Raw genomic sequence first — 13647 nt, 5'->3', positions numbered from 1 at the left:
CGTGAACCTAGCCGATCGCGGCGCCCGCGACCGCCAGCGTCGAGCCGCTGCGCGACTTGCGGACCCGCAGCTGGGTGGGGATCCGGTCGCGCATCTCGGCGACGTGGCTGACCACGCCCACGACCCTGCCGCCCTCGCGCAGCGAGTCGAGCACGTCCATGACGTCCTCGAGGGTGTCGGCGTCGAGGGAGCCGAAGCCCTCGTCGACGAAGAGCGTGTCGAGCTCGGCCCCGCCCGCCTCGGCGGTGATGACGTCGGCCAGCCCCAGGGCCAGGGCCAGCGAGACCACGAACGTCTCGCCGCCCGACAGCGTCGCCGGGTCCCGCGCCTCGCCCGACCAGTCGTCGCGCACCCGCAGGCTCAGCCCGCCGCGGGTCTCGCCCGCACCCCGCTGGGCGGTGTGCTCGAGGCTGTAGCGGTGCTCCGACATCCGGGCCAGGCGCTCGTTGGCCGCGGCCACCACCTGGGAGAGCCGGTAGGCCAGGACGTAGGCGGACAGGCGCATCTGGAGGTGGTTGTCGCTCGAGCGACCCTCGACGAAGGTGCCGAGCCGGGTGGCCAGGGCCAGGTCGCGACGCAACGGCGCCCAGGCGCGCAGCCGCTCGGCGAGGTCGAGGGTGAGCCCGCCGAGCCGGTCGCGGCGGGCCGCGAGGGTGGCGACCTCGGCGCCGACCTCCTCGACGCGCCGCCGCGCGCGGGCGTGGGCCTCCTGCCGGGCCGCGACGGCCGCGGCCGCGTCGGGCTCGCCCTCCGGCTCCGGGGGCAGGTCCCCGAGTCGGTCGGCGACGTCGGCGAGGACCTGCTCGACCCGGTCGAGGCGGCGCTGGTGGTCGGCGGTGCGCTGCTCCAGCGCCCGCAGCCCCGCCTCGTCGACGTACGCCGCCTCGGCGGCGCCGGTGTCGGCGAAGTCGTGGTGGGCCGCGGCGTCGTCGGCCGCCCGGGTCGCCTCGAGCGCCGCCTGCTCGGTGGAGGCGAGCGCCTCGAGGGCCGAGACCAGGTCGTCGGCGGCCGCGGCCCGGACGTGGTGGTGCTCCAGGAGGGCCTCGAGCTGCCGGGCGAGGTGGTCGGTGTCGGTGTCGGGGTCGGGCTCGCCGTGCTCGTCGCGCAGGTCGTGGTCGGCGGCTGCGAGCGCCGCGGCGACGTCGGCGCGGGTGGCCTCCAGCTCGTGGCGCAGGGCCGCGGCGCCGGCCTGGTGCCCGGTGCAGGCGGCGACCAGCGCGGTGTGCTGCTGGGTGGTGGTGGCGAGGGTCGCCTCGAGCAGGTCGAGCCGCTCGGTGGCCGTGGCCTGCTCGGTCGCGGCGGCCTGGGCACCCGCGAGGTCGGCCCGCAGCTGCTCGGACTGCTCGGCCAGCTCCTGGCGCGTCGCGCCGCCGGTGCGCTCGCGAGCGACCTCGAGGCGCGTGAGCAGGTCGCGGTGCCGGGTGTCGAGCAGGTGCTCGTGGCTCTTGGCGTCGTCGAGGGCGCGCTGGGCGGCGCGCTCGGACCCGGCGTCGGCGGCGCCGGGCGCGGCGACCGCCTTGGTGGGGTGCTCGTCGGAGCCGCACACCGGGCAGCAGCCACCCACGACCAGGGCGCCGGCGAGCTCGGCGGCCATCGACTCGATGCGTGCCTCGCGCACGGCCAGGAGGTGCTCGTGGGCGGCCGCGGCGCGCTCGCGGGCCTCGAGCCACTCGCTGCGGGCCTGTGCGGCCACGGCGACGAGGTGCTCGACCTCGTCGTGGGCGGCCGTGCGGGCGAGCACGACGTCGAGGCGCTCGCGCAGTCCGGGGGCCCGCTCCGCCCGGTCGCGCAGCGAGGCCAGCGCCTCGCGGGCGGCGTGCACCTCGCCGGGCAGCCGGTGGAGGTCCACCTCGAGCTCCTCGACCCGGTGGGCGTCGCGGGTCTGCTGCCGGAGCAGGTCCTCGAGCCGGGCGCCGGTCTCGTGCAGGCGGCGCAGCCGCGGTCGCAGGGTCTCGAGGGTGGTGACGGCGGCGCGAGCCTCCCGGTGGGTCGCCGCCAGGGCCGCGGGGTCGTCGAGAGGGTGGTCGGCGCCCAGCACGCCGGCCGCCGTCGCTGCGGCCGACCCGGCGTGGGCCCGGGCCTCCTCGACCCGGGCGCGGGCCCGTCGGGCCAGCCCGCCCAGGGGGACGACGGCGGCGGCTCGTCGTGCCCGGTCCAGCCGCTCGAGGTCGTGGGTGTGCCGGTCGCTCGCAGCCACGAGGGTGTCGTGCTCGACGAGCGCCTCCCGGTGGCGCTCGCGCAGCGCGGCGCGCTCGCGGGCGACCTCGAGGTCGTGGGCGGCGCGACGCTCCACGCCAGCGAGCTGCTCGAGCTCCTGGCGACGTGCGGACAGCGCCGTGCTGGTGGTGCCGGCCAGGTCGTCGGCCCATGCCTGGAGGCTGCCGTCGTCGGCCAGCAGGCCCAGGTCGGGGGGCTCGGCGGCGGCTGCCGCGTCGGCCCCCGGTGCGACGGTGCCGGGCAGGTCGGCGCGGGCTGCCTCGCTAATCCGGCTGGCCAGGTCGGCGACCTGCTCCTCGACCTCCTGGGAGTCCCGGCGCAGGCGGGTGCGCCGCTCCTTGAGCCAGGCCTCGACCTGCTCGAACCGGCCGGTGCGGAAGAGCTGCTGGAGCAGGCGGTGCCGCTCGTCGGAGCGGGCACGTAGGAACGCCTGGAAGCGACCCTGCGGCAGGAGCGCGACCTGGGTGAACTGCACGAGGTTCATCCCGAGCAGCTCGCCCATGAGGTGGCCGGTCTCGTCGAGGCGGGTCGAGAGGGTCTCCCACCCGCCGTCGCGACGCTCGGAGACGACGACGTGGGCGGGCTCGGTGGTGGTGCCGGTGCCGCGCTTCTTGGCTCGTTCCCACGCCGGTGAGCGCACCAGGCGGAAGCGGCGCCCCGACAGCGTCAGCTCGAGCTCGACCCGGGGCGCCACCCCGGGGGCGGCCTGGTCGCACCGCAGCCGCTTGGCCCCGGCCCGGTCGCCGGGCACGTCGCCGTACAGGGCGAAGCACACCGCGTCGAGCACGCTGGTCTTCCCGGCGCCGGTGGGCCCGGTGAGCAGGAAGAGCCCGCTCTCGGAGAGCCGGTCGAGGTCGACCTCGACGGTGTCGGGGAACGGGCCGAAGGCGGTGATCTCGAGGCGGTGCAGGCGCATCAGCCGACCCCCCGCTCGCCGACCCGCTCGACGGGGTCGGCGGTGGAGTCCTCGCAGCACGAGTCGACGGCCTCGCGCAGCAGCGCGGCCTCGTCGTCGCTGGGGGCGGTGCCGCGCACGGTGCGCACGAACTCGGCGACGACGTCGTGGTCGCTGCGCCCGGCGCTGGGCCGGGCCGGCAGCGCACCCAGCCCGGGCACCCGGCCCTCGAAGGTGAGCACCATGGTGTGCGGGAAGCGGCGGCGCAGCCGGTCCATGGCCTGGACCGGGCGGTCGGCGTCGGTGAGGCTCGCCTGCACCCACGAGCCCTCGTGGCGCTCGAGCGACGGGTCGCCCAGCAGCTCCTCGAGCGTGCCGCGCAGCCGGGCCAGCGGGCGGGGCACCGGGGCCTCGACGAACTCGGTGGAGCGCACGCCGCCGGGGCCCAGGTCGACCAGCCACGACCCCTTGCGGTGGTCGGCCTCGGAGAAGGAGTAGGCCAGCGGCGAGCCCGAGTAGCGGACGGTCTCGGTGAGCACGTGGCGCCCGTGCAGGTGGCCCAGGGCGGTGTAGTCGACGCCTTCGAACAGCGAGGTGGGCACCAGCGAGACGCCGCCGACGCTGATGTCGCGCTCGGAGTCGCTGGCCTGGACCGCGTCGCCCGAGCCGCCGACGAAGGCGTGCGCCAGCACCACGGACCGGGCGCCCGGGCGTGCGGCCAGGTCGGTGCGCACCCGGCGCATCGCCTCGCCGAGGGCGGCGGCGTGCGACCGGGCCCCCAGGCCCCACGGCTCGCGGACCGCGTCGGGGTCGAGGTAGGGCAGCGCGTGCACCACCACCTCGCCGTGCTCGTCGCCCAGCACCACCGGGGTGCCGACGCCCGCCGGGTCGGTGCGCAGGTGCACCCCGGCCGAGTCGATGAGCCGCGCGCTGAAGCCCAGCCGGCGGGCGGAGTCGTGGTTGCCGCTGCTGATCACGACCCGGGCCCGTGAGGCCGCCAGGCGCGCCAGGGTGTCGTCGGCCAGCCGGACGGCGTCGACCTGCGGCAGCGCCCGGTCGTAGACGTCGCCGGCGACCACCACGAGGTCGACCCGCTCGGCCTCGACGACCTCGAGCAGGTGGTCGAGGTAGGTGGCCTGGTGGGTGAGCATCCCCTCACGGTGGAAGGACCGGCCCAGGTGCCAGTCGGAGGTGTGGAGGATGCGCATGGCACTGACGCTAGGAGGGGCCACCGACAACGAGGTGGTCCCACGCCGGGGGTGCGCTGGCAGGCTGGTCACATGACAGGTCGGGTGGCGCAGCAGCAGGTCGTCGTGGTGGGTGCCGGGATCAGCGGGGTGGCGTGCGCCCGGGAGCTGCACGAGGCCGGGGTCGCGGTGCGCCTGCTCGACCGCGGGCGCCGCCTCGGCGGACGGATGGCCAGCCGCCGCTTCGAGGGCAGGCCCGCCGACATCGGGGCGTCGTACCTGACGGTGGAGGACGACGACTTCGCGGCCGTGGTCGAGGGCTGGCGCGAGCGCGGCCTGGCGCAGCCGTGGACCGACACGTTCGGCGTGCTGGCCCCCGGGGAGGAGCCGGAGGTGACGTCGGGTCCGCTGCGCTGGGGCACCCCGGGCGGGATCCGCAGCCTGGTGGAGTCCCTGGCCGAGGGGCTCGACGTGGTGCCGGGCCGCGAGGTGGCGCGCGCAGGGCGCTCGGCGACGGGCGGCCTCGAGGTCGACGGCGAGCCCGCCGCGGCGGTCGTGCTGGCGATGCCCGACCCGCAGGCGGCCCGGCTGCTCGACCCGAGCGCCCACGCCGACGTGCACGCCGCGCTCGACGTCGACTTCGAGCCCGTGCTGGCGCTCACCGCGACGTACGCCGAGCGGTGCTGGCGCGACCTGCCGCACGGCGCCTTCGTCAACGACGACCCCGACCTGTCGTGGATCGCCGACGACGGTCGGCGCCGTGGCGACGACGCCCCGGTCCTGGTCGCGCACTCGACGCCGCGGCTCGCCGCCCGGCACCTCGACGACCCGGCCGGCGCCGGCCCCGCCCTGGTGGCCGCGCTGGGCCGGCTGGTGGGGGCCGCCCAGGAGCCGGGCCACGCCCACGTGCACCGCTGGAGCATGGCCCGCCCGACGCGCGGGCGCGAGCACGCGACGTACCTGCTCGGCGAGGACCTGCTGGGCGTCTGCGGCGACGCCTGGTCGGCGCGGCCCCGGGTCGAGGGCGCCTGGCTGAGCGGTCGCGACCTGGGTCGCGCGCTGGTGCGCCGCCTGGGCCGAGGCTCCCCGACACGCCCGGCGCAGGCCTTGTCTTGAACCATTCCAGAGAAGTGGGGCATACTCGCTGCCATGACGACCAGCGACGCCGCGCCCCTCTCCGAGGACGTGCCTGCCGGCACGGGCGCCGGCACCTTCGAGGCGATGCTGCGTGCCGCCTCGTTGCGCGTGACCCGACCCCGGGTCGCCGTGCTGACGGCCGTGCAGGAGCGTCCGCACAGCGACACCGACACGATCCTGCGCAGCGTGCGGGCCGACCTCGGCGAGGTCTCCCACCAGGCGGTCTACGACGTGCTGCGCGCGCTCACCACCGCCGGGCTGGTGCGACGCATCCAGCCCGCCGGGTCGGTGGCGCGCTACGAGACCCGGGTGGGCGACAACCACCACCACCTCGTGTGCCGCGGCTGCGCGGCGATCGTCGACGTCGCCTGCGCCGTCGGCGAGGCGCCGTGCCTCACCGCCAGCGACCACCACGGCTTCGCGGTCGACGAGGCCGAGGTCGTCTACTGGGGCACCTGCCCCGACTGCACCACCGCAGGACCCTGAACCACCGCCAGATCAACGCAGCACACATGTCAGAGCGCGCACCCGTACGGAAAGGCAGTCAATGACCAACGAGCAGCAGGGGTGCCCCGTGAGCGGCGCCGCCCAGGAGAGCGCCACCCAGAAGCACGGCGGCACCGAGAGCGAGAACCCCGGCATCCCGGGCCCCACGCCCCGTGAGGGCGTGACCCCCCGCACCAACATGGACTGGTGGCCCAACCGGCTCGACCTGTCCCCGCTGCGCGTGCACTCCTCGAAGGGCGACCCGCTGGGCGCCGACTTCGACTACAACCAGGCCCTCGAGCAGCTCGACGTCGACGCCCTCAAGGCCGACGTCGTCGACGTGCTGCGCACCTCGCAGGACTGGTGGCCGGCCGACTTCGGCCACTACGGCGGTCTGATGATCCGCCTGAGCTGGCACGCCGCCGGCACCTACCGCCTCTTCGACGGTCGCGGCGGGGCGGGCCAGGGCATGCAGCGCTACGCGCCCCTCAACTCCTGGCCCGACAACGCCAACCTCGACAAGGCCCGTCGCCTCCTCTGGCCGGTCAAGCAGAAGTACGGCCAGAAGATCTCGTGGGCCGACCTGCTCGTGCTCGCCGGCAACGTGGCGCTCGAGGACATGGGCTTCGAGACCTTCGGCTTCGCCTTCGGCCGCGCCGACGTGTGGGAGCCCGAGGAGGTCTTCTGGGGTGCCGAGGACGAGTGGCTGGCCGACGGCCGCTACACCGGCGACGGCACCATGGTCGAGGACCTCGGCGCCACCGAGATGGGCCTGATCTACGTCAACCCCGAGGGCCCGCAGGGCGAGCCCGACCCGCTCAAGGCCGCCCACTACATCCGCGAGACCTTCGGCCGGATGGCGATGAACGACGAGGAGACCGTCGCCCTCATCGCCGGTGGCCACACCTTCGGCAAGACCCACGGCGCGGCCGTGGCCGACGACCACGTCGGCCCCGAGCCCGAGGCGGCCGAGATCACCGAGCAGGGCCTGGGCTGGACCAGCGGGTACGGCAGCGGCAAGGGCGCCGACGCCATCACCTCCGGCCTCGAGGTCACCTGGACGCCCACCCCCACCCAGTGGGGCAACGGCTTCTTCGACATGCTCTTCGGCCACGAGTGGGAGCTCGTCAAGAGCCCCGGCGGGGCCTGGCAGTGGGAGGCCAAGGACGCCGAGGCGATCATCCCCGGCCCGACCGAGGACTCGCCCAAGCGCAAGCCCACGATGCTGACCACGGACCTGTCGCTGCGCATGGACCCGGCGTACGAGAAGATCTCGCGCCGCTTCCACGAGAACCTCGACGAGTTCGCCGACGCCTTCGCCCGCGCCTGGTACAAGCTGCTGCACCGCGACATGGGCCCGATCGAGCGGCTGCGCGGCCCCTGGGTCCCCGAGGCGCAGCTGTGGCAGGACCCCGTGCCGGCCGTCGACCACGAGCTCGTGGACGACTCCGACGTGGCCTCGCTCAAGGCGACGCTGCTCGACTCGGGCCTGAGCCCGCAGCGCCTGGTCGCGACCGCCTGGGCCTCCGCCTCGTCGTTCCGCAAGACCGACCTGCGCGGTGGCGCCAACGGCGCACGGATCCGCCTGGCCCCGCAGAAGGACTGGGCGGCCAACGAGCCCGAGGAGCTGGCCACCGCGCTGGCGACCCTCGAGCGCGTGCAGCAGGAGTTCAACGACGCCCAGTCGGGCGGCAAGCGGATCTCGCTGGCCGACCTGATCGTGCTGGGCGGCGTCGCGGCCGTCGAGCAGGCCGCCCGCGAGGGTGGCGTCGAGGTCGAGGTGCCGTTCCGTCCCGGGCGCACCGACGCCAGCGCCGAGCAGACCGACGCCGACTCGTTCCGCTTCCTCGAGCCCCGCGCCGACGCCTTCCGCGGCTACCTGCGCGACGGCGAGAAGATCCCGGCCGAGGCGCTCATGGTCGACCGGGCGTACATGCTCGACCTGACCGCTCCCGAGCTGACCGTGCTGCTCGGCGGCATGCGCAGCCTGGGCGCCACGGTCGGCGGCTCGCGCCACGGGGTCCTGACCGACCGCCCGGGCGTCCTCTCGACCGACTTCTTCGTCAACCTGCTCACGCCCGGCAACAAGGTGCGGGCCTCCCAGGACGACGAGAACGTCTACGAGATCGCCGACGCCGCCGGCCAGACCCGCTGGACCGCCACCGGCGCCGACCTGGTCTTCGGCTCCAACTCCGAGCTGCGCGCCCTCGCCGAGGTCTACGCCAGCGACGACGCGAAGGAGAAGTTCGTCCACGACTTCGTCGCGGCCTGGGACAAGGTCATGGAGGCCGACCGCTTCGACCGCTGAGGCACCGCACCACCTGCAGCACCCGGACCCCCGTCGCCGTGAGGCGGCGGGGGTCCTGTGCGTGCTGCCCGGTGCCTGCGTCCGGCGGGGCTCAGCAGTAGCGCACGGCGCGCTGGCCGCGCACGAAGCCCCAGAGCGCGAGGCCGTGCTCGGCGGCCAGGCGGGCCGAGAGCGAGGTGGGTGCGCCGACGGCGACCAGGGAGCCGACCCCGGCCGAGACCGCCTTCTGCACCAGCTCGAAGCCGGCGCGACCCGAGACCACCAGGCAGGCCTCGGCGGGCGATGTGCCGGCCAGCAGCCGGGCACCGGTCACCTTGTCGACGGCGTTGTGGCGCCCGACGTCCTCGCGGACCACGAGCAGCTCGCCCTCGGCGGTCGCCAGGCCGGCGGCGTGCACGCCACCGGTGCGGTCGAAGACCCGCTGCGACTCCCGCAGCCGGTCGGGCAGGCGGCGTACGACGTCGGGCGGGGGCAGCGCGCCGGTCCAGGGGGCGTCGGCGGTCACCGACAGGGCGTCGGCCACGCTGTCGGCGCCGCACACCCCGCAGGCCGAGGAGCCCGCGGAGAGCCCGTCGTGGCGCTGCCCGGGCTCGCGGGCGGGCGGTGCGTCGAGGGCGACCGTCACCACGTTGAGCTCCTGCTCGCGGGTCAGGTCGGCGTCGGTGCAGTAGGCCACGCCCGACAGCCCGGCGCCGGGGGAGAGGAGCCCCTCGTGGCGCACCCAGCCCGCGGCCAGCTCGAAGTCGTGGCCGGGCGTGCGCATCGTGACCCACACCCGCCGGGCCGGTGCGCCCGGCCAGACCAGGCGCACCTCCAGCGGCTCCTCGGTGGCCAGCCGGTCCTCGTGGTGACGGACCTCGTCGCCCACGTGCTCGGTGACGCGGGTGCGGACCGTCGGGCCCGGCCGCCGGGCCAGCCCGGTCACGTCAACCCCGTCACGTCACTGCCCTGCGAAGGTTCGTCGGACCGCGAGCCGGTGCTCGAGCTCGTCGGTGGTGTCGACGACGCGGCGGCGCAGCGAGGAGTCGAGGTCGGGCCGCGCGATGAGGGCCCGCGCCCGCTCGAGCGTCGTGTCGTCGAGGCTGGTGAGCGGGAAGAACGCCTCGGCCACGTCGGCCAGCACCCAGCCGCTGTGCACCTCGGCGGTGCCGGGCAGCTCGTCGAAGTAGCGGGCGACGTACGGCGCCAGCAGCTCGTCCTGCCCGGCACGCCACATGCCCTCGCCGGCGGCCTCGAGCTCGTAGTTCGGGGCCGTCGCCTCGCCGGTGAAGCGCTCCCAGGCCCAGGCCTTCGCCTCGGCGGTCGGCATGGAGGCGATCGCGCGGGTGTGCTCGACGCGGGAGACGGCGGTCGGCTCGGCCTCCAGGTGGGCGTCGAGGTCGTCGCGGTCGACGGCGCCGAGCACCGCCAGCCGCACCAGCACCCGCCAGCGCAGCGCCAGGTCGAGCTCGACCCCGGCGGGCAGGTCGCGGCCCATCAGCCACCCCTCGAGCAGGTCGGTGGCGGCGCACGAGGACACCGCGGCCTGGTAGGCCGCGAGCTGCAGCGTCGACCCGGGCTCGGCCGCCTGCGCGGCCGCGAGCGAGGCGGTGTGCACCCGCGCCGCGGCGGTCCCGGGGTCGGCGGCCAGCGGCACCACCTTGGCCAGCACCCAGCCCAGCGTGTACTGCAGCGCCGCGTCCTGGTCCTCGGCGGGCAGCCACGCCTCGAGCAGGTCGAGCACGGCCTCGGGCGCCACGTGGGCGTGGTGGTAGGCGCTGCGCACCGAGTTCCACATCCCCGCGCGCAGCAGCGGGTCGCCGGTGGAGGCGACCAGCTCGGGCAGCAGCGCCGTGGTCACCGCGTCGGGCTCGGTGACCGCCCAGGTGTCCTCGAAGGGGTCGAGGAGCACCGCGGCCCCCGCCGGCGCGTCGTACGACGTCTCGGCGGCGTCGACGACCAGCTCGTCGACCTGCCACCCGGCGTCGCCGGGGGAGCGGGTCGCCACGCGCAGCGTGTGGGCCCGGTCGGCGGGGTGCCCGGTCGGCGGGGTGCGCAGCAGGCGCCCGGCCCCCCGGTCGAGCACGATCCGGTCGGGGCCGGCGGTGACCAGCCAGTTGTCGGCGAAGGCGCCCAGGTCGACGGCCCCGGCGCGGGTCCAGCTGGCCAGCAGGTCGTGCATCGTCGCGTTGCCGTAGAAGTGGCCCTGGAGGTGGTCGCGCACCCCGGCCAGGAACACCTCGTCGCCCATGGTCGCGTTGAGCTGCTTGAGGATGCTGGAGCCCTTGGCGTAGGAGATGCCGTCGAAGTTCTGCAGCGCCGCGGTCGCGTCGTCCTCGCCGTTGCCGGCGACGGGGTGGGTGCTGGGTCGCTGGTCGGCGAGCAGCCCCCACTGGCGCCGGGCGTAGGCGTTCTGCACCCACGCGTCGTCGTACTCGGTCACGTCGGCGGTGACCCGGTTGCCCATGTACTCGGCGAAGGACTCGTTGAGCCACAGGTCATCCCACCACAGCGGGGTGGTGATGTTGCCGAACCACTGGTGGGCCATCTCGTGGGCCACGGTGCTGGCGCGCTGGATCCGCTGCCCGCGGGTGACCTTGCTGGTGAAGACGAGCGGGTCGCGGAAGGTGACGCAGCCCGGGTTCTCCATGGCGCCCGCGTTGAACTCGGGCACGAAGGCCTGGTGGTAGTCGCCGAAGGGGTAGCGGATGCCGAAGAGCCGGTGCAGCTCGTCGAAGCACTGCCGGGTCAGCGTCAGCAGCTCGTCGGCGTCGGCCTCGAGCTCGGCGGCGATCGACTGGCGGCACGAGAGCCCGAGCGGGATGCCGTCGTGCTCGTCGCGCACCAGGTGGTAGGGCCCGGCCACGAGGGTGACGAAGTACGTCGACAGGGGCTTGCTGGTCTCGAGCTCCCAGACGCCCGGCTCGGGGTTGGTGCCGGGGGCGTTGCCGACCACGACCCAGTCCTCGGGGGCGCGCACGTGGAAGGTGTAGGGCGCCTTGAGGTCGGGCTGGTCGAAGCAGGCGAAGATGCTGGGCGCGGCGTCCATGAAGGACATGCCGTAGACGTAGTGGCGGCCGTCGGCGGGGTCGATCGAGCGGTGCAGGCCCTCGCCGTCGTTGCGGAAGGCCATCACGGCCTCGACCACCAGCTGGTTGGGGCCCTCGACGGTCTCGAGCGGCACCCGGCCGCGCTGGAGCAGGTCGACGTCGACGGGACGGCCGTTGAGGCGGATGCTGCGCACCGCGCGCGGCTTGAGGTCCAGGAAGGTCCGGCCGCCGCGGGAGACGAAGTCGAGACGGGTCGTGGAGTCGAAGGTCTCCTCCGAGGAGGCCAGGTCGAGCGTCACGTCGTACGACGTCACCTCGAGCAGCTCGGCGCGCGCGAGCGCCTCGCTGCGCTGGAGTCCACGGGCGGCGGTGGCGGGGTGCTGGTGGGTCACCAGCACACCTTAGGCGCGCCCCGGCCGCGACCGCGGTAACGGTTCGGGGTGCATCGCGGGGCGGCGGCAACCAAATCGGGGGCGGCGGCGTCAACATGAGCGAGGGGCGTCCTGTTCGCCCCCACCTCACGGGAGGAACCACACGCGATGAAGCGTTCATCCAGCACGCGCCAGGGAAAGGCCCTGGCGTCCACCACCGCCGCGCTCGGACTGATGATCTCGGGGCTCGCCCTCTCCTCCGGGCCCGCTCAGTCCGCGCCGGCGCCCGACTGCGCCACCCCGGTCGACGTCTCGACGTTGGCCGAGGGTGACACCCTGACCGCGCTCAGCGTGGTCCGCGGCACCACGCCGCAGGCGTTCACCGGCACGGTGATCGGCGTGATCGACGACGGCATCGCCGTCGGTCTCGACATGCTCGTCGTCGACTTCGAGGACCCCGACGCCGGGTCCGCGATGTCGCGGGCCGGTGGGATCTGGCAGGGCATGTCGGGCTCGCCGGTCTACGTCGGCGACCCCGCCGACGGCAACCTCGTCGGCGCCATCGCCTACGGGCTCTCCTGGGGCCCCTCGCCGATCGCCGGCGTCACCCCCTTCAGCGAGATGGACGACTACCTCGACACCGCCGCACCGCGCCGGGTGCGCGTCGACGGCACCGAGGCGCGCGACATCGCCCGCAGCTCGGGCTCCACGCGTGCGCAGGTCGAGGAGGGCTTCTCACAGCTGCGGCTGCCCGTCGGGGTGTCCGGCATCGCCGGCAGCCGCCTGAAGCAGGCCCGAGAGGCCGCGGTCGAGCGCAAGGCCCGCTACTTCCGCAGCGACGAGATGAGCGCCGTGCGGGGCGGGCGCGACGACGCCTCCCGCGCCGGCGTGGACGACCTGGTCGCCGGCGGCAACATGGGTGCCTCCTTCTCCTACGGCGACATCACCTACGCCGGCGTCGGCACCGTCACCTCCGTGTGCGGCAGCGAGGTCGTCGGCTTCGGGCACCCGATGGGCTTCCTGGGCGAGACCACCCTGGGCCTGCACCCGGCCGACGCGCTGTTCGTGCAGCCCGAGTCGCTGGGGGCGCCGTTCAAGGTCGCCAACATCAGCCCTGCGGTGGGCACCGTCACCGACGACCGGCTGGCCGGCATCACCGGCACGTTCGGCGCGCTGCCCGAGGCGATGACGGTGACCTCCGCGGTGCAGTACGGCGCCCGCGAGCGCACCGGCGCCAGCGACGCCTACGTCTCGGAGTGGGCCGCCGAGGTCACCTTCGCCCAGCACGTGGCCAACCACGACCGGGTCATCGACGGGATCATCGGCGGCACCGACTCGCTGCAGATGCTGGTGCGGGGCACCGACGAGGACGGCGCGCCGTTCACCATCGACCTGTCCGACGTCTTCGTCGACACCCGGGACGTCACCTTCGCCCCGGTCTGGGACATCGGCGACATCGTGTGGGCCCTGTCGAACATCCCCGACGCCGACGTCGACTCGGTCGACCTCGACTCGGTGGTCACCGACGAGACCGGCACCCTGCGGGTCACCGGCCTGGAGCAGAAGCGCGGCGGTGAGTGGGTCAAGGTCAGCAACCGCCGGCGCGGCGTCGTGGCCCAGGCCGGGCGCACGCTGCGCGTGCGCGCGGTCCTCAAGGCCGACGACGACTCGATCAGCTACGCGCCCCTCACCACCCCCATCGCCAAGAGCGCCCGCTCGGGCTACCTCAACGTGATGGGCGGCGCGTGGTCGTGGACGAACCTCTACCGGGCCAAGTCGGTCGCCGACGTGGTCGAGGCCGTCGAGTCCTCGCCGCGCAACGACGACGTGGTCTTCGACCTGCGGCTGCGCCGCAACGGCGGCCGGCTCGAGCAGCTGGCCGGTCCGCAGAGCACCGTCGTCGAGGGGCAGAAGAGCTTCTCGGTGCAGGTCACGGGCTCGGGCGGCACGCGCGGGTGCCGCGGCTGCTGAGCAGCCCCTGAGCAGCACCCGGGCAGCAACAGGACAGGACGGCGGG

The 13647-nt window shown here is 74.9% G+C and carries 8 protein-coding genes; 4 read left to right on the top strand and 4 right to left on the bottom strand.

The window, feature by feature from the left end; genetic code table 11:
- Positions 1–7 precede the first annotated feature (7 nt).
- Both OCU29_RS18775 and OCU29_RS18770 read right to left on the bottom strand, forming a co-directional pair.
- Positions 8–3133 carry an SMC family ATPase gene (locus OCU29_RS18775; protein WP_261821121.1) on the bottom strand — a complete coding sequence of 1042 codons (3126 nt, stop codon included), beginning with the start codon at positions 3131–3133 and terminating at the stop codon, positions 8–10.
- On the bottom strand, positions 3133–4320 hold the full coding sequence (locus tag OCU29_RS18770) for an exonuclease SbcCD subunit D (RefSeq protein WP_261821120.1): 1188 nt from the start codon (positions 4318–4320) through the stop codon (positions 3133–3135). Before OCU29_RS18770 ends, OCU29_RS18775 begins: the two co-directional genes overlap by 1 nt.
- Before the next feature lie 72 nt (positions 4321–4392).
- On the opposite strand from OCU29_RS18770, the gene OCU29_RS18765 reads away from it, so the two are divergent.
- From OCU29_RS18765 to katG, 3 genes are all read left to right on the top strand, one after another.
- On the top strand, positions 4393–5415 hold the full coding sequence (locus OCU29_RS18765) for an NAD(P)/FAD-dependent oxidoreductase (RefSeq protein ID WP_261821119.1): 1023 nt from the start codon (positions 4393–4395) through the stop codon (positions 5413–5415).
- Between the two features lie 105 nt (positions 5416–5520).
- Positions 5521–5922, top strand: coding sequence for a Fur family transcriptional regulator (locus OCU29_RS18760; protein WP_218877250.1), 402 nt, complete (start codon positions 5521–5523; stop codon positions 5920–5922).
- 88 nt (positions 5923–6010) lie between these two features.
- Complete coding sequence (gene katG, locus OCU29_RS18755) at positions 6011–8230, top strand: catalase/peroxidase HPI (RefSeq protein ID WP_261821118.1); 2220 nt, start codon at positions 6011–6013, stop codon at positions 8228–8230.
- Between the two features lie 91 nt (positions 8231–8321).
- Here the strand turns inward: katG and OCU29_RS18750 are convergent, their stop codons facing one another.
- Complete coding sequence (locus OCU29_RS18750; RefSeq protein WP_261821117.1) at positions 8322–9155, bottom strand: formate dehydrogenase accessory sulfurtransferase FdhD; 834 nt, start codon at positions 9153–9155, stop codon at positions 8322–8324.
- Positions 9156–9170: 15 nt separating this feature from the next.
- Positions 9171–11651 carry an aminopeptidase N gene (gene pepN / locus OCU29_RS18745; RefSeq protein ID WP_261821116.1) on the bottom strand — a complete coding sequence of 827 codons (2481 nt, stop codon included), beginning with the start codon at positions 11649–11651 and terminating at the stop codon, positions 9171–9173.
- A 147-nt stretch (positions 11652–11798) separates the two neighbouring features.
- On the opposite strand from pepN, the gene OCU29_RS18740 reads away from it, so the two are divergent.
- On the top strand, positions 11799–13601 hold the full coding sequence (locus OCU29_RS18740) for a hypothetical protein (protein WP_261821115.1): 1803 nt from the start codon (positions 11799–11801) through the stop codon (positions 13599–13601).
- Positions 13602–13647 lie beyond the last annotated feature (46 nt).

The organism is Nocardioides sp. OK12 (genome assembly GCF_024341885.1).
Classification (GTDB): domain Bacteria; phylum Actinomycetota; class Actinomycetes; order Propionibacteriales; family Nocardioidaceae; genus Nocardioides; species Nocardioides marinisabuli.
Note: the sequence above shows the minus strand (reverse complement) of the source record. Positions and strands in the feature narration are given on the sequence as shown.

Coding starts and splice junctions, on each gene's coding strand:
- OCU29_RS18775 (WP_261821121.1), bottom strand. CDS start 3,133: ATGCGCCTGCACCGCCTCGAGATCACCGCCTTCGGCCCGTTCCCCGAC.
- OCU29_RS18740 (WP_261821115.1), top strand. CDS start 11,799: ATGAAGCGTTCATCCAGCACGCGCCAGGGAAAGGCCCTGGCGTCCACC.
- OCU29_RS18770 (WP_261821120.1), bottom strand. CDS start 4,320: ATGCGCATCCTCCACACCTCCGACTGGCACCTGGGCCGGTCCTTCCAC.
- OCU29_RS18760 (WP_218877250.1), top strand. CDS start 5,521: ATGCTGCGTGCCGCCTCGTTGCGCGTGACCCGACCCCGGGTCGCCGTG.
- OCU29_RS18765 (WP_261821119.1), top strand. CDS start 4,393: ATGACAGGTCGGGTGGCGCAGCAGCAGGTCGTCGTGGTGGGTGCCGGG.